The organism is Paenibacillus sp. 19GGS1-52 (assembly GCF_022369515.1).
Taxonomy (GTDB): domain Bacteria; phylum Bacillota; class Bacilli; order Paenibacillales; family Paenibacillaceae; genus Paenibacillus_AQ.
The window spans coordinates 2,717,818-2,741,202 of the sequence record NZ_CP059724.1 but is presented as its reverse complement, the minus strand read 5'-3'; the positions used below and the strand labels follow the sequence as shown (position 1 = coordinate 2,741,202).

The following is a 23,385-nucleotide window of genomic DNA, read 5'->3' as shown; positions in this document are numbered from 1 at the left end:
TCCAGCATCTTTATTAAATTAGTGATGTTGGAGGTGTCTGTGCCGTCAATCTCTTTCTGATCATTCTGATCTGACCTCTGTGGTTTATTTCATCTTCAAATACGTGATACCACATAAAATAATAATTAGCGGGCTTGTCATACCAGAACGGTTCTTCTTTAGTTAACCAATCGTCATTTACGGATTGAAATAATTCAAAAGTTCTAAGTCTTACAGTATTTAATTGATCTATGTAATAATTCAAATCATTACCTCTAATGTTCACTCGCCCCTCTTCCCCCAAGTTTAACGCAGGCCCCCAGACCAATAACTCTTCTTCAGATAGGTCTCTTCCCGCGAATGTTGCAACTTGATACGCGTATTCTACAGCTGCAAAGTGTAATAATAATGCTCCAATTGAATTGCTGAGTGGATCAAGCAAATAATCCAATTGCTCAATAGATAAATCATTTGTAGATTCGATCGTTGTATGTCTTGCGTAATTCATCATAGATAGCAAACGACTAATTTGTGGTGAATACCCGGGAATATCGGTAATGAGATAGATCTTGTCCATGTTAATCAATTGATGACCCTCCAAGCTATGTAATATAGCCTCATTATACTATAATTTGGAAAATTATACATGCAAAAACCTCTTGATTTCCAAAAAAAAGACGTCACCTGGATGTTTGACATCCGTTAACGTCTTTAACCAAGATTATGATTAAGAAAAACTTATTTATGTGCGGCGCATATAAGCACGTACCGTGATTGGTGCGAAGATCGCCACAATGACTGCAGCGCCAACGAGGGAATAGACAAGATCGCTGCCTACGGTCCCAGAGTTGACAAGAAGTCGGACGGCAGTGACAAGATGCGAAATCGGGTTGGCGTTCACGAACCACTGGAGCCAATTGGGCATAGTATCGACCGGCACGAAAGCATTAGAGAGAAAAGTGAGCGGGAACAGCACAATCATCGATATCCCTTGTACACTTGAAGCCGTCCGTGCAATCACACCGAAGAAGGCAAAGATCCAACTGATTGCCCAAGAACACACGATTACGAGAAGCGCAGCGATTGCGACATATCCAATGCCCCCCTCAGGACGAAAACCCATGATATATCCCATGATAAAGGTAAGCACAGTAGCAATTGTATACCGGATGGTATCTGCAAGCAGAGCCCCTGCGAGCGGAGCAATTCGTGAGATCGGCAGTGACTTGAAGCGATCAAACACGCCCTTTTCCATATCCTCACGCAACTGGACCCCAGTGACGATTGAGGTTGTAATCACGGTCTGAACAAGGATGCCGGGAATGATGACAGGCAAATAACTCACCACGTCTCCAGAGATGGCCCCGCCAAAGATGTAGGTGAACATCAGTGTAAAAATAATCGGTTGGAGCGTAACGTCAAACAATTGCTCCGGTGTACGGCGAATTTTCAGCAGACCCCGATAGGCCATCGTCAATGAGTTGCGAACCGATTGGCCGAAACTCGTATGATTTTTCAATTGACGGTCAACACCTGGCTTTATTAAAGTACTCATACTCTTACCCCCTCTACATGGTTCGATTCACTGGACGAAAGCAGTGTATCTTCTTGAACACCATGACCCGTAAGAGTCAAAAACACTTCGTCAAGCGTTGGTTTCTGCACACTCATCTCAGCCAATGGGATTGACGCTTCGCGAAGAGCGATCAGCAGGTCGGTAACACGGTCAATGTTCCCCATCGGTGCAGTAATCTTTCCAGCTCCAGCTGATACATTGGACTGTACCTTAAGCACTTGTTCAACGGTCTGACGGGCCTGCTCGATGTCCTTAAGATTCTGAACTCTTAAATGCAACGATGAGGTACCTACAGATGCTTTCAGATCATCCACAGTGCCTTCGGCGACTACCCGCCCCTGATCAATAACCGCAATCCGGTCTGCCAATTGATCAGCCTCTTCAAGGTACTGCGTAGTTAGCAACACAGTTGAACCTGTTTTCACTAACCGCCGGATCGTATCCCACATTTGATTACGCGTGCGTGGATCTAGTCCAGTTGTTGGTTCATCCAGAAAAATAAGCGGCGGCTGTGCAATAAGACTTGCCGCCAAATCCAGCCGGCGACGCATACCGCCAGAGAAATTCTTGAGTGGACGTTTTGCAGCTTCGGTCAGACCAAATTCCTCCAGCAGATCCGCTGCCTTTTTCCGAGCTTCCGCACGTCCCAGTCCAAGCAATCGAGAGAAAATGATCAAATTCTCGGTTGCACTGAGTGCCTCATCGACGGACGCGTACTGGCCGGTTACTCCGATCAATTGACGCACGATATGCGGTTCCTTCACCACATCGTGTCCGAAGATACGTGCCGAACCTGCATCCGGTCGCAATAAGGTCGCCAGCATGCGGATTGCGGTAGTCTTCCCTGCTCCATTCGGTCCCAGCACACCGTAGATCATGCCGGTACCCACTTTGAGATCTACGCCATCAACTGCACGGTTGCTTCCATAGATTTTGACGAGCCCCTGTGCCTCGATGGCCAGCTCACCATAGTTAGGCGCTTTTTTTGTTCTTAAATCTTGATTCATTCGCTATTCCTCCTAGACAACTGAATATATAAGCATGATAACAGACATATTTAAACTGAATATAAACACGCCCTTCCTTCATCGCGCCTGTTCACCGGTCGTTATCATTCCCTCACGCTTCTATTAAATCAAAAAGCTGACCCTTATGGATCAGCCTGTAGATGTATCCTATACTAGTACTTTGGTTCTTCTTGCTTCTGTTAGCTCTTGCGGACAAGCGCCACTACTTTCAATCAGCTATTCAACTAATTCGACTTTGTCACCGATTGTGATTTGTCCGGTTTTGACCACGGAAGCGTAAACGCCGAAGTGCAGCCCAAACTCTTTGTTCACTATTTTTAACAGTGAAGGCTCCTTCTCCAGACTGTCGGGGTCCATCGTTATGACAACGCATCTCTCGCAATAACTATCCACTTGCAGTTGCACATCGCCTATGTGAAGCTGCCGTCCAATCCAATCACCTTCGACTAACGAAGCATCGTTTAAGGCCACAACGAAATTCCCACGAAACCGGCGTTGATCTAGATTCTTTCCCCACAGGGCTTCAAGCTTTGCTAAACTGGCATCCGAAATAAGCAGAATACTAGCCCCTTCAACCGATAACAGCTGCGGATGCTCTGGGTGGGGATCTTTGATACCAGACATGGAGATCTGAGTTGGAGTTTGGCTCTGGATCTCTCCCAATAAATCAGCATCCCAGCCAAAAGTTCGTCCATCCGCTGCCGTTATGAGGATTTCTCCATTGATGAATTGCGCTTGATAAGTAAGCATGTTCGGAATATTCCTTGCTGTAATATAACGCCACCAGTCCTTTTTGGTCTCATCGTAAAAAGTGCAAAAGCGATCACCAAGCATTCCGTACGGTTCAATAACACAAGTTTCCAATTGCTCGCCCGCGAATGATTTCACCGGATAACGATTAATGTCACGGATCTCACCAACAGTTAATTGCAAGTCTAACTCCTCCATCTGTCTTAAAATACAACTGCTCTTCTTACATTCTAAGCTAGAATAGAAAAAAAAGTAAACAGCCCTCACCTTTCATCAGGTTGAGGGCTGTACGTTGCCTAAAGCTGCTGTACATTATAATTCACATCGTTCCACTATATTGCGTCCTGCCACCATAAAGGTATAATTTGAATATTGATGGAATTAATAAAACAGAGACAGGTGAACATTGAATGTTAGAAAAAGATGTGGATCAAATCATTGCGTTGACTGAGAAAATTACCATTGCCGATGGAAGATTCCAAACTATCATCCCGTTTCTTTCTATTTCCAGAAGGAGCAGTCAAACTCCGCCCATTCCCAGTGTGTTGACTCCCTCCTTTTGCCTTATTCTGCAAGGAACCAAGAAAATCCATTTTGGTAAAGACATTATTTATGCTCATGCAGGCGATTTTCTAGCCTCTTTGATTGATCTGCCTGCATCTGCGCAAATCGACGGTGCAACCAAAGAGTTTCCTTATATCGGTCTGCGGATTGATTTTACGACAAAAGAAATTGCTTCTGTAATGATGGAGGCTGAAATCAACATTAATCCTAAGAATAAAAAGTTGAATACCGGAGCTTTCCTTGGAAAATCCGATGCCAACTTTTTAGAGTTGTTTATTAGGTTACTAAACCTCATCGACCACCCCCAGGAAGTACGCTTTCTGTCCGCACTCATCAAAAGGGAAATGATCTTCAAACTACTGACAGGAGATTACGGACACTTATTTTTCCAACAAGTATTCTTTGACCAACAAGCCAAGGGAGTGGGCAAAGCCATTGCCTGGATCAAAGAAAATTACACTAGTTCATTCACCGCCCAGGAGCTGGCAAAATCGAACAATATGAGCGTCTCGGCACTACATCATAAGTTCAAGGCTATAACGACAATGGGTCCCTTACAATATCAGAAACAACTCCGCCTTCAAGCAGCAAGACGACTCATGCTAAGCGGTTCTAAAGATGTTACATCTGCCGCTTTGGAAGTTGGTTATGAAAGTCCCTCACAATTTAACCGAGAATACCGGCGTTTATTTGGACTACCTCCACTTCAAGATATAAAAGCTTTGCAAAAAAATTCTGCAGCAGTCGAATTCTTTAAGAATAGAAGCGTCACTTAATGATCTATATAGGTAATTCGTAAACCCAAGTCAAATAACATTACTTTTCACTCCGATTATAGTCATTAAGACTGTTTGGAATATGTCCAACTGCAAAAATTACGCTAAAGATAAAGAAATAGAATGAGTGCAGAACCACTGCAGCGAACAGAAAATATAGGGACGGACTAATCGCTAAAGGCACCGGAACACCCAATAATGGAGAAAATAGCAGCTTATACTCCCTATTATTCCGAAAATATCTGAACCACCCAAAATAGTAGGCGGCAAGCGAAAGTAACATCACAATCAGTGAGATTATTTCAAATGTAGTTTGGATATGTATTGAAAAAAATAAAGGCACTAGGATCACTCCAAATCTCCCAATACCTTCTGCTACAGTAAAGATCGAGGTTTTATTGTTTTCACTGGGCATATTCTGTGGTCCTAATCTAAAGAAAATAAGGTTAGGCAACAATATCATAAGCGGGATCAAGAGACTCAAAGGATGAAACAAGTGGTTACCTCCTTGTGGCGTATTCTATTCCGTTATCTTCTATATCCATTCACTTTCTCCCTTCTTTTCACGAAACTATTAACCGATATGTAGGCAAAAAGGAGCGGCCTCTCGGCCGCCCCTTCACATTGTACCTTTAACAACTGCTTCCCTGCTGTACATGTGCTGCTCCTGCAGCCGGACCAGCACCTTCCCGAAACGTCCGCCTTGGCGGATGACCACCTTATTGTCAGGATAAGTGCGGTGCATATAATCCAACACAATTTTCCGAGATGCCTCATTTAAGGTTACGTCATGAGGCTTCAACCCTTGCATCGCCTCTTCGATGGCCACTTCGATTGTAAACTCGGCGCTCTTCATTTCCTGGGTGATCAGCGACTCAAATGAATAACCTTTCAGATAGAGCAAATGGTTCAAATAGGCCATATCCGAGCTCGCCGCGTGCAGTTCCCGGCCGGTCAGCAAAGGTAGAAGTTCATTTACCAGACCATGCTCCATTCTTCCGGCAATACCACTGATATAGCAAAATTGGCGCGCACAACTGAGTACCCTCTCCACACTTGCCCAATCGACAACCACCGGGCACATGGATACAAATACGAGATCGAAGGCATTGTTCCAGCCCCTGGACACAATATCTATATGCTCAAAAGGTTCACGCACCAGTTCTACCTGCCCCTGATCGAACTGTTTTGTATTTTCCAAGAGCAGATCCCCAAGAGGAATGTTAGGCTCTACAGCCGTAACCCTAGCACCTCTTTCGGCAAAAGGTACAGTGAATCCGCCTGAGGCTGCGCCCACATCAAGAACGGAGATACCTTTGAAATCTACTCCCTGACCTTCCAGCCAGCCGATGATCCGCTCGCTCCGCTGTCTTCCACCTTCACTGAATACCTCTTTGTTAAAAGCCACCGCCTTATGATCAAAATGGGTGGTGTCCATCCCCATTTTCTTCATCTTATTGCCCATTGCGTTAGGATCTTCCTTCCAAGCCTTCTCCCAAACCGCAGTACTAAATAATTCGTTTATCATTCCTGTCCATCCCTTTCTGCATTCTATATTTCCAAAGCCTTTATAGACTTAATAGTCTTATGATATCTATAATTAAGTCAGAAAAATAACAATGGCTTCATTAAACCAGCTCAAAGCCAAAATCAGCAGTTGACCTGTTGTGAGTAGAGCCGCTACGGTTCGGAGGGTTCTTACGATCGCTGTTAAAGCCCGATTTCCTGATCGAACAATGACTATAGGGTGAAATCGGGCTTTAAAGGCGACCACTTCGTTTCTCCAGAATCCCTCCGACCCTCCGCTTACGTCCACACGTTTAGTCAACCTCTGATTTTAGATAGAGCCATTAAACCGCTGTTATTTTTCCGGCAAGCTCGGATATTTTTTTATTTCTCAGGTACTGCTCCATCTGCTGCTCGGCGCGAACCATTTCCTGCTGGATCGGACACTCTCTGGGATGATCAAGAGAGCAGTCAAACAGCGATGTCGTTCCTTCAATGGCGTGGATAATATCCAGAAAGGAAATCTCTTCTTTGTTCCGCTTGAGCCGATAACCGCCATTCGCGCCAGACGCTGATTCAATTAGTCCTGCCTTCACCAACTTGGTCAGAATCTTGGACAGATAAGTGGGGGAAACGCCCTGGTGTTCCGCAAGTGACTGCACACCTACAGGCTTGTCAGGCGCAGCAGCTACCAGATAGAGCATGAGATGCAGTGCGTAATTTGTTGCTTTTGAATATTTCATAGTTCACTCCTATTAAGGACTTTGTTTATCTATTATACCCTTAATGCAGTTGAAAAGCTAATTAGATTAATTCTATAATTGACTCTATACTATTGATGATATGGAAAGGGGTGTTTCTTCCGATGTATGAACAGAAAACAAAACAAACCGACAACAGTGTGATTGAGTTTATTGGAAATGTTGAAAATCCTAAAAAACGTGAAGACGCTTATCGATTGTTAGATATATTCACGGAAACGACGGGTTTCTCGGCGAAAATGTGGGGACCCAGTATTATTGGATTTGGAAACTATCACTACAAATATGCTTCTGGTCATGAAGGCGATGCAGCTCTAGTTGGGTTTTCACCTCGCAAAGCTAAGATAAGCTTGTATTTTGCCACTGGAAATCCAGAACGAACGGCATTATTGCAAGATCTGGGAAAACATACAGCTGCAAAAGCATGTGTCTACATCAATAAAGTAGCTGATATTAATGTCGATGTCTTAGCTGCGTTAATAAAGCAATCTATACAGTTTCTGAAAGAAACCTATCCGAATCCTTGAGATTTAGTCTAGACAGTTAAACGTTCGATTAAATGTATCGGGATTTCTTCATGGGAGTGACTTCCGTCAATCGCCTTGAGAAATAACTTTCTTCCCATCTCAACAATTGGAATTTCAAAGGTGGTAATATGCAACACTTTTGCGATAGGCTGGTTATCAAATCCTACGATGGCTAGATCCTCCGGTACGCGTATGTTATTTTCCTTGCAGTAAGTTATGCCTCCACAACATCCCAACCGCTTGTTTTCGAACAAATAATGAGTGCGTCAATTTGTTTCAGCTTCAACATCATTAGCGCATCCATCTCCCGTTCCACCTCATAATTGGTCTGAATGAGCACTAATGTATAATTATCTTTGATGGCCTCATCCGCTATTCCTTCTACTACCATTCCGAAATAAGGACGTCTTATGGAAGGGACTACGACACCGATAAGATTCGTTTTCCCTTTGCTTAAATGAACCGCGTTGATGTTACGCTCATAGTTCTCCATCTCCATAGCACGTTGGACAGCTTCTTTTTTTAGAGTACTTACATAAGGATGACCGTTAATGACTCGTGACACCGTAGTAACCGATACACCCGCAAGTTTAGCAATATCTTTAATATTCGCCATAAGGTACCTTTCCTTCCAAAGAATCGTCACACCAGTATAATCCTATATTTTTTTCAAAAGCAAATAAAAAAGTTGACATGGAAGGCGTTTCATAATTTACATTAGTATCGAGGTGAGAGGAGTATGTACAACGAAGAAGTCCGTATCGAAATGATAAATAAGCATAAGGAATTGTTGAGAATCTATGAGGATTGGGTTGGATTATTGGATGGGTATCTGCTGGAACAACCTTTTCCGCAAAGCCTGCTATCCCATGTATCGGCATCCTTTATAACCAGATTTCATAAGTCCATGCTTGCACTGCAGCTTCTGTCCATTTCCGGTTTTGGCGATGAGGCTTATGGTGTATTACGCTTGATGGTTGAATATACAAGCACCTTAAAATCCATGATAAATAATCCAGATGAGCGACTTTTGCAGTTTATGAATGAAACACACATGCTCTGTTGGTCCACTCCTTTGAGGATGGATTTGGGGGAACTTTCCCTTCCCGTTGGCCCAGCACACTTTAACGCCGATGAGTTGCTTACCGAATCCTGTCACTTAACAGCTACGCTACTCGGTTACACGCTTGAAATAAATACACATGATAATGAGCTCAATCAAATTTTGAAGAATAAATTAGATTTATTGTTAACAGATGTGAATGAATTTACAAAAGGAGAATGTACAAGTTGAAATGTATCCTGTTTGATCTGGATGGTACGATTGGAAATACGTTGCCGTTATCTATTGCTGCTTTAAAAAAATCCATTGAACCCTTGGCGGGCAGAACGTATACAGATCAAGAAATTAGAGCTACCTTTGGACCTTCCGAAGAAGGAATACTACAGGCTTTGATTCCCGACCACTATGATGAAGGGATCGAGAATTTCCTAGTGCATTATCACAATCTGCATACGATGTGTGCTGCACCTTTTGAGGGAATTGTGGAGGTCTTGGATTATGCCAAAAGCCTTAATGTTCAGCTGGCCCTGGTTACTGGCAAGGGAGAACGAGGCACAACGATTACACTAGCTACGTTTGGGATTGGTTCCTATTTTGGTCTTATTGAAACCGGTTCTCCCCAAGGGTCCAGAAAAGTAGAGGCCATAACAAATGTATTAAAGCAATGGGGCGTTGCTCCTGAGGAGTGTATCTATGTAGGGGATTCTCCAAGTGATATTATTGAATCCCGAGAAGTTGGAGTACCCGTTGTAGCTGCCGCTTGGGCAGAGACAACCGATCCAGAGGAGCTGTTGGCCCTCCAGCCCGATTGGCTCTTTACACAGGTAAAGGAATTTAAGGAGTTCATTAAGCAAAGCCTTACAAACTGAAGCTTCTTTCAATTCCTCTTCTGGCTTTCATATAATCCATCAAGGAAATATTCCATTGCGGTCAAGGCATTTTCTTTGAAATCAATCTTAAAGTCTTTAAGCTTTTGCTCAGCAATAGCTTTGACCATCACATCTGGCATGCTGGCTATATTAACATACCCTACAATAATAGCGTTCTGTGCCACCATTAAATTAAAGAAGGACTCTGCATTTAAAAAGCTTACTCTTTCAGTCAGAAATCGTACAATGGGTTCTAAGGAAGCATACAAGGTAGTGCCGGCTTTAATCGCCGTTGCTTCATCAATATTTTTCTCCAGTATCGTATTCTTTATAGCACTTAAGCGAATGAAGACGGAATCCTGCTCCAGAATACCTTCCATTTCACTCAGAAAAAAAGCCTTGAATTTGCAGAAGGGATTATAGCGATCGCGCTTCACATGAAATGCTGCCTTCTCATTGATATGATTTGCTTGCATTTAGCCATAAAGATTTGTTGCATAAAATATCAAAAGAATGACTATGGTCTATAAAAATACAAATTCTGTCGTTTAACGCAGTTTCTAATAACTTATTCATCAGCCTTTTGGTTTCATCGTCCAAATGAGCGGCTATTTCATCAAACAAAAAAACACAGGACTCCCTGAGCAATGCTCTTGCAATGGCAACACGCTGAATTTCCCCGCCAGAAAGCAGATTCCCGTTCTCTCCAATATTTTGATTCCCGAGTTTAGCAATCACTTTATTTAACTCGGTCAGCCTAATAACTTCCTCATACCTTGCTTCATTTACTTCGTCTACCCCATATTTAACATTGTGCTCAATCGTATCATTAAACAGAAAAATTTTTTGCGAGACAATCCCTATATTTTTTCGCAGAGATTTTTTAGATATAGACGAAATTTCCATTCCATTCAGCGTTATGTTACCTTCTGTGCACTCATATAATCCCATTAATAGTCTGAAGAAAGTGGTTTTACCGGAACCATTCTCGCCAAATATCATTAATTTATCATACAACTCAAGTTCCAGACTGAGATTTTGAAAAAGGAGCGGAGCATTTCTATACTGAAAACCCACATGATCCACATTGATGGTGTTTATTTCAGTCAATTCAATTTTATTGCTATCATCGGCATCTTCCAAAGCTTCCTCCAAAAACATTTTTAATCTTTGCAAACTAATAAAAGCTGGTTGGAGAGTTAATGTAGCGGTTGAAATACTTTGGATAGGAGTGTAAAGCTTTGGCACATAACTCAGAAATAGCATATACACGCCTATCGACAAATGTTGAGTGATGATAAATTTACCTCCAGCTACCATCAAAATTACTGTGGATACCGAACCCAGAAAAATAATCATTTCCATCCCCAAAGAGTAGCTTAACGTTTGTTTCACACTAGCCTTCATCAATTTTTGGGTCATTTCATTAATTTTCTTGGATTCAACATCTTCCAGCGATAAATTTTTCACTTCCTCAATTCCGCTAACGGACTGTTGGATTTTACTGTTCAGTTGGGCACTTTGCTCTGCAATATCTTTTGAATATTTGGAAACGGACCCCATTAACCGGATAGAAACCAAATAGTAACAAGGAATCAAAAGACACATGATCAAGGTTAACGGAACATTTTGGATCATCAATATAACAAGTACACCCACAAATTCAAAAAAACCAAGTACCATTTTAAATGTATTGGCTGAAAATAACCCACTCAAATTGTTGACTTCATTTAACCTGGAAGTAATATATCCGCTTTCTTTATAATTGTAAAAATCCAGCGGATATTTAAGAAGCTTTATTGAGATTTCTTCTCTTATTTTATAAATAATATTTTGATTCATATGAGTAAATAAATAGGTCGATGCGTAACTTAGGATACTTCTAATTAGATAAATACTAGCCAAAGCGATGCTGTAAAAAAGGACAACTCCATAATCCCCTTTCATCAACCCCTCATCAAACACTTTCTGAATCAAAAAAGCAGGAACTAATCCAACCAACGTAATCACGATTAAGAGAAGAAAAGATTGAATAATTTTCTTCTGAAAATGTTTGCTATAGTTCCATACTAACTTTAGATTCTTCCACATGAACTTTCTCCTGACCTTGATTGATTTCGCTGCAGTACTTCATTCCCTTGTATGTTCCGGATTTCACTCCCAGTTTAATAATATTCTGTACCATATCATCCCAATCCTTCAAAGCTTAGTTTTCATTTTCACAGGCCACTTTTTACATCCATATGATTACTTTCAAGAAATTTGGCTTCATTCGTTCTGATTCTAGGAACATAAACTTGTTCATCATATAGTTCGAGCTGGGACAACGTCCACCAACTCGTCCATTCTCCACCGCAAATTATCTTTGGGAAGCATCGGAACCACCAGCCTTTATTTGGATGCTATAATTGTACCGAAAAAAAAGAGACATTTTCCTCAGCAAAATGAGGGAGATGTCTCTTCTAGATACTAATGGACTATTTCAGTGGCCTCGATAATCACGAGTGCTTTTTTTATGAGTATTCTCTACTTGACGATTTAATCTACATTTGAAACTGGAAAAACATAGACAAGATTGTTTCCGTTCTTATGGCGTGATATTATTTTGACTTAAAAACTTCAATAAATCGTTATTCAGCTGCACAACTTCGTTGTTAGCACTAGTCGCATAATCCGGCAACCTCATATCCTTCACCATTTTAGTCCGTAACCATAGCATAAAGAACAAATCCAAGATCAAGTTTGGACACCTAAGCATAATTTTATATGCAAATGGATTAATAACAACGCCAGCTTTTTGGATTGCCCTTAAATCTGCTTTTAAAGTGGATGTTATTTGGTGTGCCGTTTTTCTGATACTAGCTGTTTTTTCGTCCATTAAAAAGCTAAGCATTGCAATGTCCGATACTGAATGTGTTATTAGATACGATTTCATATCCTTATTAATTGCGTAGGGAAGTTTTGCTGTTTTAAATAATTTTGCAAGGTTATCTGCTCGTTCTGTCACCAAACCACTAATTTCTCCAAACACAGCAGCCATTAGAAACTTTGGTGGAAATCGAGCATACAAAATCCCATCTTTAATCTGTCCGCCAACACCGGGAAAAGCTGGTAAAAGTCTATCTCCAACAATATCTTGCCACGAAGAAAATCCAATTGAATTACTAATCATCGTAACAATATTTTGGCTTTGATTGTCTTTTAGGGCTAACAACGCAGATTGTGATCGATCGTAACGAACGGTAACGAAAATAAAATCATATACATCATCATTTTCAAGCGTATCAATGACATTTACTTTTATAGACTTAACCGCACCTTTTTCATTATATTGCAGGCCATTTTCTTTCAATGTGTTAAATCTATTCGAACGTGCAAACAGAGTAACGTCAATCCCTGCTTCAATGAATTTGATTGCGTATGCGCTCCCTATAACTCCTGCACCAAAAATTAAAATCCGATTTTGTTTTACTGACATAACATCACCCCATTCTTACTACCGCAAAGCCAGCATCTCAATAATCTCCGTAACGATTTCTTTATTCACGCTGCAGATCAGGAACTTCCCCTTTTTCTCAGTGGTCACGAGTTCTGCATTCACCAATTCTTTGATATGATGTGAAACGGTCGGAGCGCCAATATTCAAGCATGAGACGATATCTGCAACACAAAGTCCACCACCAGCTTCAAAGCTGGCTTCATGTGACTCTGCGATTTTTAAATATAATTCCAATCGGTTCTCATTCGAAAGGGCTTTAAAGATTTTAGCCATTTTTTTGGTATCCAATGTTGAGCAACTCCAATCAAACAATGTCATTATTCGATAATTATCAAATAATTCTAGCTTAGCCTGGAGTACCTGTCAATTTATATAAGTTATACAATCAATTCTGTAAAGTCGGAGTATATTCCTGAAGCTTATCCCAGTTAGGTGTCGGTATGTTCGCACGTAGCTTCAACTCATTAAAAGCATGCTGTAGCGCTGACATCTCATCTGCAGACACCGCCTTATCACTCAAGAGAGTTCTACCGAACGGGGTCGCCAGTATAATTCGTAGCCCTATATAGAGCAGCTTCCGCTTATCCCGCACCAATTGTGCTTGACTTGCTGGTGTAATGGTAACCCCAAGTGTTTCCAATACCTGATGCCCCTCATCTAAAGCGTCAATCGTCTGATTCAGGAGCAACTTATCTCTTGCGGCTTGGCGCAAATTACCGTTACTGGCTGGAGCGAGGAAGTTTAACGGCAACACCATGATCATATGACTTTTCAGCCACTCATCCATATCCTTATAATAGGTCAGTTTATAATTAGTCTTAACAAAAGCTTGATTGATCACCGATTGCCAGGATAACTCTTCGCCCAGACCACCGATGGCCATTTGCACCTTTGGACCACGCACACTGATCATCCGGCCACTCTCCCTCCAGCCACCGTTAAGCTGAAAAGCGAACGCTACCTTTTTCTCCACAGGACTGTTATCCTGCAAATAACTCAACATCTCACCAGGACTTGCATTATTCCCCGTGATTACCACATGTCTGCTGTGATTCGCAGCAAGAGCAGGTAGTACGGCCTGGAAATCCGGATATTTCATCACTACAAAGATAAGGTCAAAGACGTCCTCCGGCTGCAGCTCAGTAATCACATTCACCTTATCAACCGTAGTACGAAGCTGAAAATAATGACGAATGACAAGTCCGTCATTCAACAGTTCATCCACCCTACGTCCTCTCGCCAGCATAGTTACGTCATTGCCACCTCGCACCAACACATGGGCAAGATAACTTCCTAAAACCCCGGCGCCATAAACTAATACTCTCATTTACAATGAACCTCCTGATTGTTTGTTTTAAATTTAATAATAATATTACATTTCGATAAGTATCGAATTGATTGTATAGCGTAGTTCCTTGATTGTCAATATTGATTCAATGTGAATAGCCAGCGTCTCAGACGCTGGCCAGGAGCAAACTACCATTGACAGTAGTTATGTTTGAAATTCTGTACTCTAGCCCTATCTAAGTGGACTAGAGAGAAAACAATAAAAAGGTGAAAGTAACGGAGGGGAATTTTGGAACTGTAGGAGCGATAGCGACCGCCTTTGTCTCCGGATTTCAACCGCGAACAGCGGTACAATTGAAGAAATCGGGAGACAACAGCGGCCGGAAGTCCAAACATTCGCCGCAGTTACGGACAACACCTAAGATTTAAGATCCATTTTATCTCAACGCCATAATCACTTCATCACTCGTACGAATTTTGCCGATTCTTGGAAAGATAGTTTTACAGACATAATCATGCTCTTCTTGGGTTGAAGCGGTCAAGGCATCTTCTGCAAAAATTTGATTATACCCATGCTGATAGGCTTCTCTTGCCGTAGTATCCACGCCGATGCTGGTAGAAATACCGCAGAGCACAATGGTATCGATTCCACGGCGGCGCAGTTGCAAATCTAGGTCAGTACCGAAGAAGGCTCCCCATTGGCGTTTGGTAATGGTATGCGTATTGTTGAAGTCTGCTAATTCAGGAATAATGGTATCCCAGCCTGCCGAGAATTGCATCGGATTCATTTTTGTATCTGTAAGGGGTCTCACCATATCTTTTCCATCTATAGTTGAGACTCTTACCAGAACTACAAAAGCTCCCTTTTCCGTGAAGGCCTGCACTAAATGACTGGCATTCTGAACAACCTGAGCAGCCGTATAAGGGGCCGACTGACGACCGTTTACAATACCATTTTGCAAGTCTATGACTACCAGTGCTGTTTTATCTGCTGCAATGTATTCCACTTCTGTTGCTGTTACATCATTCATATTCTTCTCTCCCATTCATTAAGCCCATTTTTTTGTACAACTTAAGATACACCCAGCCTGCATTAATCAATAACAAGGCACCTGTAATAAAAAATACATAGCGGAGGCCAAACCAAGCGGCCACTTGCCCGCCCATCACTGAACCTCCAAATATGCCTAAATACCCTGCGGACATGGTAAAACCAAACACTCGGCCTGTAATCGCAGCGGGTGTAATTTTCTTGACCAGGATATTCACCGAGGGAATCAACCCACCTGCTGCCAATCCTAATAGAAAGCGCAGCCCCATTAACTGCCAAGGATTCGTGACAAAGGCCTGTGGTATGAAGATAAGGCCTGCCGCAATAAGTGAGATTAATATAACCTTATGTGCCCCAATTTTGTCAGAAAGCTTCCCTAGTCTTGGCGCGGCAACGATATTGGCTAATCCTGAAGCAGAGAAGGTTATTCCCGCGAGCAGCGCAATATGAGTGGCATTCTTGGACAACTGAGAAACATATACGGTGATGATGGGTTCTACAGAATATAAGGCTACCGTTAGTATAAAAAAGGTCACAAACAGGGTAATCGTCAAACTTTTTTCCGGTACAACACTCCATACTTCCTTCATTCGAAGAGTCTTTTTATGCTCGCGGGCAAAGGATTCCTTTACAAATAAAGCGGTCGAAATAAAAGCAATCAGCATCATTGCACCTGTGACAAAAAAGGTATTCTGCAAGCCCAGGTTCTCTGCAATAAAACCACCAATTGTTGGCCCAAGCAAAGAACCGGCAATACTGGCCGTTGAAAGGGTACCTAAAGCATAGCCGGCATGCTCCTTATCCGTCTGAGTAGCAATTAATGTCGTACAAGCTGTGCCATAACCTGTGATTACGCCCTGCAGTAATCGGAGTGCTATCAACACATATACATTCTGTGCAAAACCCATACAGCCTATGACTAACGCCATACCAAGGCTTGCCCGCAAAAGCATGGGTTTACGTCCGAACTTATCCGCAGCCAGACCCCAAATAGGCGAGAAAACGGCAGAAATGATAAAGGTAATCCCAAAAGCAATTCCAGATAGTTCAGCAATGGAAGCTGGATTATTCACACCCAACTGCTTGATATAAAGCGGCAATACCGGAGCTATCTGACTCATTCCCACACCGGTTACAAACATTCCAAACCAGCAAACGAGCAGATTCCTTTTCCAAATTGGCATGACTGACAAGCCTTCCTTCTGTTAACAATAACATCCTCATATTAACAGCCGAATTGGCCTTAGACCATGCATTATATTAGACTACATGGACATTCTTGCTGTAGAATTCTGAGGGGCTGAGCCCTTGAATTCTTTTAAATATCCTGCTGAAATAGAACTCATCCGTAAATCCAAGTGTCTGTGCGACCTCTTTTATCTTTTTGTCGCCTTCGAGAATCATTTCTTTGGCTTTATCCATTTTCATTTTATTAAAGAATTCAATGATCGAATACCCCGTAATCTCTTTGAACGCTCGCGACAGGTATGTAGAGGACAATTGCACCAAATCTGATAATTCAGCCAAGGTGACTCTATGATTGATATTTTGCTGCATATACTGAATGACTTTTTCTATTTTTAAAGAAGTAGAGTAATTTTGATTTTGCTTCTTGATATTTTGGTAAATTGCGATGAATAGCTGCTGTAGCAAAGTCTTAGCCATAAACTCATATCCCGGTAATTTCGCATTCCAGCTGTCTACCAATTTATTAAATAGTTCATCTACTTGGTAATAATCCTTTAACTCTTGTATAGCATGCAGTTTCAGCATTTCTGACTTCTCTCTTACCGCCCATTTGCCATCATTAAAGTCCACATGGGTATAACTGAAATGTACGGCGAGGAAACATAAAGGATCTTCAGAATCTATCTCTATAGAGTGAAGTACATCAGGACAAATGTAAAAAAGCATGCCTTCTTTAAACTGAACTTTCTTTTTTTCAATGATGATGCTGCCCTTCCCCCCCGTCACAAATATAAGTTCATGATGTTGCAGGGATCTGACGATTTTTTTGTTTGTATATATTCTAGTGTCATTAAATTTCCTGAAATTGCAATAATGAATGTAAAAAAAGAGATTATTGATATTCATATTTCCCTCCGCAAGCGAATGTAAATCCACTATAATGTAACAACAGTATACGCCTTAGGATAATATTTTAAAGCCAAATCAACGGTGAAGTTTGAGAAAAAACAAAAAAACGCCCTCCCCATGTTGAACATGTAGAGGACGTCTATCTGGATCATACGATTAGGGTTGTAGTGTCGGTCTAATCACAATCTCATTGACTCCGGTATCCTCGGGCTCATTAATGGCGTAGGCAATCGCTCTGGCGATGCTGTATGGAGAAATGGAAATACCGGTCATTTGTTGTACCATCGCTTGGATATCAGGATTGCTTATCGTATGGGTTAACTCAGACTGCGTCATTCCTGGAGAAATAATGGTGGATCTAATATGTGAGGCCGGAGATTCTTCCTGGCGCAACCCTTCAGAAATCGCTCTAACGGCAAATTTTGTAGCGCTGTATACCGATGAAAGTGGGGTGACACTATAACCCGCAACCGAGGATAGGTTGATAATATGTCCTGATTGCTGTTCTCTCATGGTTGGCAGCACAGCTGCAATTCCGTACAAAACGCCTTTGATGTTCACATCGATCATTTGGTCCCACTCTTGGACTTTTAGTTCACTCAGCATAGAAACCGGCATAATTCCGGCATTGTTGATCAGCACATCGATACGTCCATATTGCTGTAGGGCAAACTGGGCCAGCTTCTGCATATCTTCTGCTGAAGTTACATTAGTAGGTAAATATACGGCTTCGCCGCCTGCTTGTATAATGTCGTTCACGAGAGATTGCAGGCGGTCCTCTCTTCTTGCGGCTAGTACTACCTTTGCACCGTTTTGGGCCAAAAGCTTAGCTGTAGCTTCTCCTATTCCGCTGGAGGCTCCCGTAATAACAACTACCTTCGATTTTAAGTTTTCCAATGTGATTCGCCCCTTTAAGGAATTTGTAATGGTTGATTACTATGCAACAATTGTTCAATATCTTACATAGGTTGATTATTTAACTGTTGTTGATTATTATTATATAGAGAAGAGAAGTTAATTCAATCGTTAATACATGCCCTTTTGTTTCATATACAACATCTGCAATAGTATTGTTCATTAACTGAAGGAGGCCATGTAAGAATGGAAACCGTAACGAAGATCGATAGACGAATCCTAAGAACAAAGGAAGCAATTAATAAGGCCTTTCTGGAGCTTTTTTCCGAAAAAGAACTCGACCAAATCACCATTAATGATATTTCTGAACGGGCTAATGTGAACCGGGGAACCGTCTATCTTCATTACACCGATAAATATGACCTGCTTAATAAATGCATAGATGATCATTTGAACAAAATGTTTATATCATGCCTAGTAAGCGGCTCAACTCATGAACATCTAGATCTGATCAGTGCGCTGAAGCCCGCCTTTACTTATTTTGAGGAGAACTACCTCTTCTTTTCTTCCATGCTTTCAAATCAGAGAACCTTCTCCTTTCGGGAACGGATGCAGCAGAACATTGTTGATAGCATCCAAGTGAAGGTTAGTATGCAAGGCATCAATCAGGGCATGGATCAGGAATTAATCACACAATTTATAGCCTCGGCTTTCGTGGGCACATTGGAGTGGTGGATTTTGCATAAAATGCCTCATTCCCCGCAGTATATGGCGGAACAATTATGGAAATTGTTTGAACGTAATGATATTCACCCTCAGTTAGAGATTACCTAACTAAGGGTATAGTTACTGGAATGAGAAAAGGTAACTCCACATGATCTGGAGTTACCTTTTGGATGTAGCGATAATTAAACACTTTACGCGAGGTCTGTGTCGAGCTTGTCGATAAACGAGGTGTAGGCTTCCGAGATATCTACACCCAGGCGGTCGGACAGGACTAGAATCCACCATAGAGACTCCGCGAGCTTGTGTTTGAGTTCGACTTGCGTATCTCCGCCTTTGCCCCATGTGCCTTCTGCAGCCATAACCTGGCGGCCAACGAGACCAACATCGGTGAAGAAACCAAGCATATCCTCTTCGATTGTCCATTCACGCCCAAGGCTCTGTTGTTCAAGTTGATGATAAAGTCTGCGCACATGCATAGCTCGCTCAGTGGCTGCAGTTAAATCAATGTTCGTTGTGCTCATGTTATCTCTCCTTTTTAATTCCCACTTAATTTAGTTCTTATCGTGTCTAATTGAGCCAATATTCGGGTCCGTAAATGTTCGGGCCTAATCTCTTCAAGAAGAACTCCGAACGAAAGCAGATAACTATCCAGCCAGTTGCCTTCAGAGAAATATTCCGTAATACTGTAACTGCCATCTTCATTACGTGTAATCGTATGCTCCGCAAATTCATCGAAGATCCGATAAGCTCCTTGTGCAGCAATTCGTAATGTCACTTCAATAGCGTTGCGCATCACGTTCTCCTCGGCATCTGCAAATGTCACCACCGGTCTTGGATCACAAACGAGTTCAGTAACAATAATCTCCTTCATACGGCTGATCTTAAACACCCGGGAACTGTCGCTGCTGCGGCAATGTCCCTCCAAATACCAGGATTTATCTTTAAACAGCAGTCTGAGAGGCTCAACGCTTCGCTGGCTCTGTTCGCCTGCTGAATTATAGTAGCGAAATTCAATCAGTTGATGGGCGATTATCGCTTGTCGCAAGAGCGGGAACAGTTCTCGCTGCTGGTCTCCACTTCCCCACTTCGAAAAATCCACTTCAATCCAGTTATTCATATCTTTCTTAAATAATCTGCTTAGCTTGTCCAGCACGTCATGTGTGTCAGGAAGTTTAATAGCACTTAAGCTCTGAAGAGCCATCAAGATATCATTTTGCTCTGACTCCGATAACAAAGAGGTATTAAAAACATACCTATCCAATAATGATATTCCGCCACCTTTTCCTCTGCTGCTGTATATTGGAATGCCGGCCGCACTTAAGGTATCAATGTCTCTATAGATTGTTCTTGTGGAAACTTCGAAATGTTCAGCAAATTCGGCTGCTGTTAAAGTCTTCTTTTGCAGGAGTAGATAAATAATTTCGAAATGTCGGCTGATCGGCATACATACCACCTCAATTTAACATTATACGCCAAAGGCTGACATTACAAACCCAACGCCAGAAAGAGATATCTATCAGGAGGGTTGTAGGGTTGGTCTAATAATAATTTCATTGATTCCTGTATCATCGGGTTCATTAATGGCGTAGGCAATCGCTCTGGCGATGCTATATGGAGAAATGGCCAATTGGCTGGCTTGACCTCCTTAAAGGAATCTGTAATTGCTTTCTTACTATACAATTAATAATATGACTACGATGGGTCATATTATAAAAACTTTTAAATATGACACGATGCCGTCTAATTACGAGTCGTATAATGAATTAGCAAGTACAAATGAAGAGGATTTATTGGAAATGGAGCGATAGTGTATGCCTAAAAATAATAACATTTTGAATTTTCAAGCCTTTATTCCGTGGGTTGGTACGTTAAACCAATTGGATGCCGAGGTATGGACTAAACCAATGTCTGAAGGGAAATGGTCGATTAGCGAAATGGTTTCTCATCTTATGCTGCTTATGCCAAATCAGGAATTACACAATCAGCATTGATTGATGAAGTCATTCGCACCAGAGAACAGCTTGTGACTCAGCTTATAGAAATGCCGGATGATCTATATAATGCACAATTGAACTATTCTCTAGCCTTCTTAATTGAGGAATTTGTTATCCATGATAACGAACATAAAGAACAGATTGTTCAATTTATCAACAAGTTTCATTTGGAATAAGCGTACGAGTAAAAACGAGCTGATATAGCAAAAGAGATACCCTGTTTCAGTTAGTTAGTAAGGTATAAGTTCCCCCGCGTGAACTGCGTCCTGAAAGAAGAGGCAGTTCTCTCCTCGTTAGGCGTTCGCCGGGAAGTCAGTTGAGAAGGCGAGATCTTTCTGCGCTTCCAGAGTCGCGAGCCGCTCGGTGAGTGCTTTGTGAAAAGGCGATGTCGATGATCCTTAAGTTACTTCGTTGAAGCTCGAATGCAGCTAGCATCAGGCGACCTGCGGCGAATATATTCCGACTCCTCAGAACCAGAATAACAACAATATTGGATACAGGTCCGATAGTTCATGCACAATAAAGACGGGACTTCCACTTATGCCTGGCGCAATAATATACTATAAGCATTCAAAATATTAGGTGTATATTCATGTGACTACTTTTACTGGAGGTCATCATGAATATAACGTCCTTTTTCATCTATTACATTGTGGTTACATTTACGCCCGGACCTACCAATATTGTTATTTTATCTTCCGTGCATCATTTTGGCACAAAAAAGGCAATGGAGTATGTAGGCGGGGCCACGATTGCCTTTGGCTTATTACTTGCCGCTTCTGCTATGCTAAATCATATTCTTGCCGGGGTCATACCGAATATTCTGAACATCATGCAGATCATAGGCAGCTTATATATGCTCTACCTTGCCTATCAAATCTATAGAATGAGTTCCGCGGAAGCCAAACCTAAACAAACCGCCAATTTCGTCTCTGGCTTGCTGATGCAATTTGTAAATCCTAAAGTTCTATTGTTCACACTAACGGTTATACCTAGCTATGTTATGCCCTACTATACTTCTTCACTTGCATCGTTCGTGTTTGTTATGATCATAACCGTCATTGGATTTCTAGCCTTTACGACCTGGGTTGTATTTGGTGCAGTCTTCCGAAGTTTTTTACAAAATTATCAAAAAGTGATCAATACCCTGACGGCACTTTTTCTAGTTTACTCGGCAATTATGGTATCGGGAATCCTATAGAGATTTGGAGGTGGGTAGCGTGGAGAAATTCAACTACAAGAAATCAGCAGATATCCTCGCATTATCGGCAAGCATGACTGATTTTACTTATAAAAAGCATTGTCATGAGGAATATGCGCTTGGTGTTACCCTGCGTGGTATCCAGCAATATAATCTGGATGGCAGCTTTCAATCCTCCCATAAAAATGGTGTTATGCTGTTTAATCCCGAGCAGTATCACGACGGTAGCTCATTTGATAGGGCTGGCATTGATTATGTCATGCTTTATATCAAGCCGGCTCTATTTTTAGAGATAATGGGCAAGAAAGAATTGGTGCACTTCTCCTCCCCCATCGTCTACGATGCCCAATTGGCGCAATGTATATTGTCCCTTAGCCAGGCTATTCAGCACGGTAAAGATGAATCTCTGTGCAGCGAGCTGCTGTTAAACCTAGTCGACCTTGTTTCCAATACAGAAATAAATACTGCTCACAGAAATAATAGTACATTTGTCAAAAGAGCGAAGGAAATGATGTTCTGCAACATAGACAATGTGCTGAAGCTTGACGACCTCTGTAAAGAATTTAATCTGTCCAAATATCAGTTCAATCGCGAGTTTAAGGCTCATACCGGAATCTCGCCTTATCAGTTTTTCTTGAATAGCAAGGTAGAACATGCCAAGCAGTCCATTGAGAAGAACAAGGATATCTATACAGCAGTAGCTGAATACGGATTTGTGGATCTTACTCATTTAAACAGGCATTTTAAGAGTGTGTTCGGAATAACTGCATATGAATACATGTCACAGCTCAATTGATATTACATCTTAAATTCAAAACGTTACCTTCCATGCTATAAACTTCGAACCCTACGGACTTATACAGCTTCTTTGCGGAATCGTTGTTGGATACCACCGTCAAATTTATTTGTTCCAACCCCTCGCAATCCCTCGCTTTTGTTAATAGTTCAAGCATAAGTGATTTCCCTAGCCCTTGCCCGCGCACTTCAGGCGCTACATACATACCATAAACATTCCCTTTATGAACTGTTTCCTGGCTATTCTCACGCATGAACGTCACAATTCCCACTAACGAACCATTACTATCAAACGCCCCTAGTACAAATTTGTCCTTAGACGGTTTTATTCGCTCCACTACAGTTTCTAACGAAAATCCCACTTCTCTCTCATATGTAGACCCAAAAGCTTCCGGGTTGATTATTAATGAATTCAATCGTAATTCTTGATAGCGTGGAGCATCTGTTTCTTGCAATACGCGTATATTCATTAGTTTCCCCT

General features: G+C 41.7%; 31 protein-coding genes and 1 pseudogene. 10 read left to right on the top strand and 22 right to left on the bottom strand.

Annotated features, from left to right (window positions below; translation table 11 throughout):
• Positions 1–13: 13 nt before the first annotated feature.
• The 4 genes from H1230_RS12950 to H1230_RS12935 all read right to left on the bottom strand — a co-directional run bounded on the left by H1230_RS12950 (position 14) and on the right by H1230_RS12935 (position 3,516).
• Complete coding sequence (locus tag H1230_RS12950) at positions 14–556, bottom strand: DinB family protein (protein ID WP_239717286.1); 543 nt, start codon at positions 554–556, stop codon at positions 14–16.
• A 165-nt stretch (positions 557–721) separates the two neighbouring features.
• The gene (locus H1230_RS12945; protein ID WP_239715899.1) at positions 722–1,534 is read right to left on the bottom strand and encodes an ABC transporter permease; all 813 of its coding nucleotides are present in this window, start codon (positions 1,532–1,534) and stop codon (positions 722–724) included.
• Positions 1,531–2,562, bottom strand: a complete 1,032-nt coding sequence (locus H1230_RS12940) for an ATP-binding cassette domain-containing protein (protein WP_239715897.1) — start codon at positions 2,560–2,562, stop codon at positions 1,531–1,533. Before H1230_RS12940 ends, H1230_RS12945 begins: the two co-directional genes overlap by 4 nt.
• 237 nt (positions 2,563–2,799) lie before the next feature.
• On the bottom strand, positions 2,800–3,516 hold the full coding sequence (locus H1230_RS12935) for an MOSC domain-containing protein (RefSeq protein WP_239715895.1): 717 nt from the start codon (positions 3,514–3,516) through the stop codon (positions 2,800–2,802).
• 227 nt (positions 3,517–3,743) lie between these two features.
• Between H1230_RS12935 and H1230_RS12930 the strand changes: the two genes are divergently transcribed.
• On the top strand, positions 3,744–4,673 hold the full coding sequence (locus tag H1230_RS12930; RefSeq protein ID WP_239715893.1) for an AraC family transcriptional regulator: 930 nt from the start codon (positions 3,744–3,746) through the stop codon (positions 4,671–4,673).
• A 619-nt stretch (positions 4,674–5,292) separates the two neighbouring features.
• Here the strand turns inward: H1230_RS12930 and H1230_RS12925 are convergent.
• The 3 genes from H1230_RS12925 to H1230_RS12915 form a co-directional block, all read right to left on the bottom strand.
• Entirely contained in the window at positions 5,293–6,201 is a 909-nt protein-coding gene (locus H1230_RS12925; protein WP_239715891.1) for a class I SAM-dependent methyltransferase, read from the bottom strand.
• Between the two features lie 72 nt (positions 6,202–6,273).
• Complete coding sequence (locus H1230_RS12920) at positions 6,274–6,489, bottom strand: hypothetical protein (RefSeq protein ID WP_239715889.1); 216 nt, start codon at positions 6,487–6,489, stop codon at positions 6,274–6,276.
• A 34-nt stretch (positions 6,490–6,523) separates the two neighbouring features.
• Positions 6,524–6,922 (bottom strand): RrF2 family transcriptional regulator, encoded by a 399-nt coding sequence (locus H1230_RS12915; RefSeq protein WP_239715887.1) that lies wholly within the window; start codon positions 6,920–6,922, stop codon positions 6,524–6,526.
• A gap of 122 nt (positions 6,923–7,044) precedes the next feature.
• Between H1230_RS12915 and H1230_RS12910 the strand changes: the two genes are divergently transcribed.
• A complete protein-coding gene (locus tag H1230_RS12910) occupies positions 7,045–7,467 on the top strand; it encodes a DUF1801 domain-containing protein (RefSeq protein ID WP_239715885.1) in 423 nt (140 codons plus the stop codon).
• Between the two features lie 8 nt (positions 7,468–7,475).
• Here the strand turns inward: H1230_RS12910 and H1230_RS31525 are convergent, their stop codons facing one another.
• Positions 7,476–7,703 carry a substrate-binding domain-containing protein gene (locus tag H1230_RS31525; RefSeq protein WP_345773418.1) on the bottom strand — a complete coding sequence of 76 codons (228 nt, stop codon included), beginning with the start codon at positions 7,701–7,703 and terminating at the stop codon, positions 7,476–7,478.
• Entirely contained in the window at positions 7,682–8,083 is a 402-nt protein-coding gene (locus tag H1230_RS12905; protein ID WP_345773417.1) for a LacI family DNA-binding transcriptional regulator, read from the bottom strand. Before H1230_RS12905 ends, H1230_RS31525 begins: the two co-directional genes overlap by 22 nt.
• 123 nt (positions 8,084–8,206) lie before the next feature.
• Here H1230_RS12905 and H1230_RS12900 point away from each other — a divergent pair, with 123 nt between their 5' ends.
• On the top strand, positions 8,207–8,761 hold the full coding sequence (locus H1230_RS12900) for a hypothetical protein (protein WP_239715883.1): 555 nt from the start codon (positions 8,207–8,209) through the stop codon (positions 8,759–8,761).
• Positions 8,758–9,399 (top strand): HAD family hydrolase, encoded by a 642-nt coding sequence (locus H1230_RS12895; RefSeq protein ID WP_239715881.1) that lies wholly within the window; start codon positions 8,758–8,760, stop codon positions 9,397–9,399. Before H1230_RS12900 ends, H1230_RS12895 begins: the two co-directional genes overlap by 4 nt.
• Before the next feature lie 8 nt (positions 9,400–9,407).
• Here H1230_RS12895 and H1230_RS12890 read toward each other — a convergent pair whose 3' ends face one another.
• From H1230_RS12890 to H1230_RS12870, 5 genes are all read right to left on the bottom strand, one after another.
• Positions 9,408–9,836 (bottom strand): hypothetical protein, encoded by a 429-nt coding sequence (locus tag H1230_RS12890; RefSeq protein WP_239715879.1) that lies wholly within the window; start codon positions 9,834–9,836, stop codon positions 9,408–9,410.
• A gap of 16 nt (positions 9,837–9,852) precedes the next feature.
• Positions 9,853–11,490, bottom strand: coding sequence for an ABC transporter ATP-binding protein (locus H1230_RS12885; protein ID WP_239715877.1), 1,638 nt, complete (start codon positions 11,488–11,490; stop codon positions 9,853–9,855).
• A gap of 496 nt (positions 11,491–11,986) precedes the next feature.
• Entirely contained in the window at positions 11,987–12,877 is an 891-nt protein-coding gene (locus H1230_RS12880; RefSeq protein ID WP_239715876.1) for a ketopantoate reductase family protein, read from the bottom strand.
• Between the two features lie 18 nt (positions 12,878–12,895).
• A complete protein-coding gene (locus tag H1230_RS12875; RefSeq protein ID WP_239715874.1) occupies positions 12,896–13,186 on the bottom strand; it encodes an ArsR/SmtB family transcription factor in 291 nt (96 codons plus the stop codon).
• A 97-nt stretch (positions 13,187–13,283) separates the two neighbouring features.
• Complete coding sequence (locus H1230_RS12870) at positions 13,284–14,225, bottom strand: ketopantoate reductase family protein (RefSeq protein ID WP_239715872.1); 942 nt, start codon at positions 14,223–14,225, stop codon at positions 13,284–13,286.
• A 227-nt stretch (positions 14,226–14,452) separates the two neighbouring features.
• Between H1230_RS12870 and H1230_RS12865 the strand changes: the two genes are divergently transcribed.
• Positions 14,453–14,614 (top strand): hypothetical protein, encoded by a 162-nt coding sequence (locus H1230_RS12865; protein ID WP_239715870.1) that lies wholly within the window; start codon positions 14,453–14,455, stop codon positions 14,612–14,614.
• An 8-nt stretch (positions 14,615–14,622) separates the two neighbouring features.
• Here the strand turns inward: H1230_RS12865 and H1230_RS12860 are convergent, their stop codons facing one another.
• From H1230_RS12860 to H1230_RS12845, 4 genes are all read right to left on the bottom strand, one after another.
• Entirely contained in the window at positions 14,623–15,216 is a 594-nt protein-coding gene (locus tag H1230_RS12860) for a hydrolase (protein ID WP_239715868.1), read from the bottom strand.
• Entirely contained in the window at positions 15,209–16,420 is a 1,212-nt protein-coding gene (locus H1230_RS12855) for a multidrug efflux MFS transporter (protein ID WP_239715866.1), read from the bottom strand. Before H1230_RS12855 ends, H1230_RS12860 begins: the two co-directional genes overlap by 8 nt.
• Before the next feature lie 76 nt (positions 16,421–16,496).
• Entirely contained in the window at positions 16,497–17,330 is an 834-nt protein-coding gene (locus tag H1230_RS12850; RefSeq protein ID WP_239715864.1) for an AraC family transcriptional regulator, read from the bottom strand.
• 159 nt (positions 17,331–17,489) lie between these two features.
• Positions 17,490–18,230, bottom strand: a complete 741-nt coding sequence (locus H1230_RS12845) for an SDR family oxidoreductase (RefSeq protein ID WP_239715862.1) — start codon at positions 18,228–18,230, stop codon at positions 17,490–17,492.
• 204 nt (positions 18,231–18,434) lie between these two features.
• On the opposite strand from H1230_RS12845, the gene H1230_RS12840 reads away from it, so the two are divergent.
• The gene (locus H1230_RS12840) at positions 18,435–19,022 is read left to right on the top strand and encodes a TetR/AcrR family transcriptional regulator (protein WP_239715860.1); all 588 of its coding nucleotides are present in this window, start codon (positions 18,435–18,437) and stop codon (positions 19,020–19,022) included.
• Positions 19,023–19,105: 83 nt separating this feature from the next.
• On the opposite strand, the gene H1230_RS12835 is transcribed toward H1230_RS12840, so the two are convergent.
• The 3 genes and pseudogenes from H1230_RS12835 to H1230_RS12825 form a co-directional block, all read right to left on the bottom strand.
• Complete coding sequence (locus H1230_RS12835) at positions 19,106–19,435, bottom strand: nucleoside triphosphate pyrophosphohydrolase family protein (RefSeq protein WP_239715858.1); 330 nt, start codon at positions 19,433–19,435, stop codon at positions 19,106–19,108.
• Positions 19,436–19,449: 14 nt separating this feature from the next.
• On the bottom strand, positions 19,450–20,358 hold the full coding sequence (locus tag H1230_RS12830; RefSeq protein WP_239715856.1) for a helix-turn-helix transcriptional regulator: 909 nt from the start codon (positions 20,356–20,358) through the stop codon (positions 19,450–19,452).
• A 72-nt stretch (positions 20,359–20,430) separates the two neighbouring features.
• A pseudogene (locus tag H1230_RS12825) lies at positions 20,431–20,535 on the bottom strand (oxidoreductase); the annotation flags it as partial.
• Positions 20,536–20,725: 190 nt separating this feature from the next.
• Here H1230_RS12825 and H1230_RS12820 point away from each other — a divergent pair.
• The 4 genes from H1230_RS12820 (at position 20,726) to H1230_RS12805 (ending at position 22,905) form a co-directional block, all read left to right on the top strand.
• On the top strand, positions 20,726–20,905 hold the full coding sequence (locus H1230_RS12820) for a hypothetical protein (RefSeq protein ID WP_239715854.1): 180 nt from the start codon (positions 20,726–20,728) through the stop codon (positions 20,903–20,905).
• A complete protein-coding gene (locus tag H1230_RS12815) occupies positions 20,902–21,084 on the top strand; it encodes a hypothetical protein (RefSeq protein ID WP_239715852.1) in 183 nt (60 codons plus the stop codon). The genes H1230_RS12820 and H1230_RS12815 overlap by 4 nt, the downstream gene beginning before the upstream one ends.
• A gap of 443 nt (positions 21,085–21,527) precedes the next feature.
• The gene (locus H1230_RS12810) at positions 21,528–22,109 is read left to right on the top strand and encodes a LysE family translocator (RefSeq protein WP_239715850.1); all 582 of its coding nucleotides are present in this window, start codon (positions 21,528–21,530) and stop codon (positions 22,107–22,109) included.
• Positions 22,110–22,128: 19 nt separating this feature from the next.
• Complete coding sequence (locus H1230_RS12805) at positions 22,129–22,905, top strand: AraC family transcriptional regulator (RefSeq protein WP_239715848.1); 777 nt, start codon at positions 22,129–22,131, stop codon at positions 22,903–22,905.
• On the opposite strand, the gene H1230_RS12800 is transcribed toward H1230_RS12805, so the two are convergent.
• Positions 22,898–23,374 carry a GNAT family N-acetyltransferase gene (locus H1230_RS12800; RefSeq protein ID WP_239715846.1) on the bottom strand — a complete coding sequence of 159 codons (477 nt, stop codon included), beginning with the start codon at positions 23,372–23,374 and terminating at the stop codon, positions 22,898–22,900. The genes H1230_RS12805 and H1230_RS12800 overlap by 8 nt on opposite strands.
• Between the last annotated feature and the right edge of the window lie 11 nt (positions 23,375–23,385).

Bases quoted from the DNA above. Each gene is read 5' to 3' on its own strand.
- H1230_RS12835 (WP_239715858.1), bottom strand. From the start codon at position 19,435: ATGAGCACAACGAACATTGATTTAACTGCAGCCACTGAGCGAGCTATG.
- H1230_RS12910 (WP_239715885.1), top strand. From the start codon at position 7,045: ATGTATGAACAGAAAACAAAACAAACCGACAACAGTGTGATTGAGTTT.
- H1230_RS12810 (WP_239715850.1), top strand. From the start codon at position 21,528: ATGAATATAACGTCCTTTTTCATCTATTACATTGTGGTTACATTTACG.
- H1230_RS12820 (WP_239715854.1), top strand. From the start codon at position 20,726: ATGCCTAAAAATAATAACATTTTGAATTTTCAAGCCTTTATTCCGTGG.
- H1230_RS12880 (WP_239715876.1), bottom strand. From the start codon at position 12,877: ATGTCAGTAAAACAAAATCGGATTTTAATTTTTGGTGCAGGAGTTATA.
- H1230_RS12900 (WP_239715883.1), top strand. From the start codon at position 8,207: ATGTACAACGAAGAAGTCCGTATCGAAATGATAAATAAGCATAAGGAA.
- H1230_RS12905 (WP_345773417.1), bottom strand. From the start codon at position 8,083: ATGGCGAATATTAAAGATATTGCTAAACTTGCGGGTGTATCGGTTACT.
- H1230_RS12855 (WP_239715866.1), bottom strand. From the start codon at position 16,420: ATGCCAATTTGGAAAAGGAATCTGCTCGTTTGCTGGTTTGGAATGTTT.
- H1230_RS12945 (WP_239715899.1), bottom strand. From the start codon at position 1,534: ATGAGTACTTTAATAAAGCCAGGTGTTGACCGTCAATTGAAAAATCAT.
- H1230_RS12940 (WP_239715897.1), bottom strand. From the start codon at position 2,562: ATGAATCAAGATTTAAGAACAAAAAAAGCGCCTAACTATGGTGAGCTG.
- H1230_RS12860 (WP_239715868.1), bottom strand. From the start codon at position 15,216: ATGAATGATGTAACAGCAACAGAAGTGGAATACATTGCAGCAGATAAA.
- H1230_RS12840 (WP_239715860.1), top strand. From the start codon at position 18,435: ATGGAAACCGTAACGAAGATCGATAGACGAATCCTAAGAACAAAGGAA.
- H1230_RS12870 (WP_239715872.1), bottom strand. From the start codon at position 14,225: ATGAGAGTATTAGTTTATGGCGCCGGGGTTTTAGGAAGTTATCTTGCC.
- H1230_RS12885 (WP_239715877.1), bottom strand. From the start codon at position 11,490: ATGTGGAAGAATCTAAAGTTAGTATGGAACTATAGCAAACATTTTCAG.
- H1230_RS12850 (WP_239715864.1), bottom strand. From the start codon at position 17,330: ATGAATATCAATAATCTCTTTTTTTACATTCATTATTGCAATTTCAGG.
- H1230_RS12930 (WP_239715893.1), top strand. From the start codon at position 3,744: ATGTTAGAAAAAGATGTGGATCAAATCATTGCGTTGACTGAGAAAATT.
- H1230_RS12915 (WP_239715887.1), bottom strand. From the start codon at position 6,922: ATGAAATATTCAAAAGCAACAAATTACGCACTGCATCTCATGCTCTAT.
- H1230_RS12925 (WP_239715891.1), bottom strand. From the start codon at position 6,201: ATGATAAACGAATTATTTAGTACTGCGGTTTGGGAGAAGGCTTGGAAG.
- H1230_RS12950 (WP_239717286.1), bottom strand. From the start codon at position 556: ATGGACAAGATCTATCTCATTACCGATATTCCCGGGTATTCACCACAA.
- H1230_RS12830 (WP_239715856.1), bottom strand. From the start codon at position 20,358: ATGCCGATCAGCCGACATTTCGAAATTATTTATCTACTCCTGCAAAAG.
- H1230_RS12800 (WP_239715846.1), bottom strand. From the start codon at position 23,374: ATGAATATACGCGTATTGCAAGAAACAGATGCTCCACGCTATCAAGAA.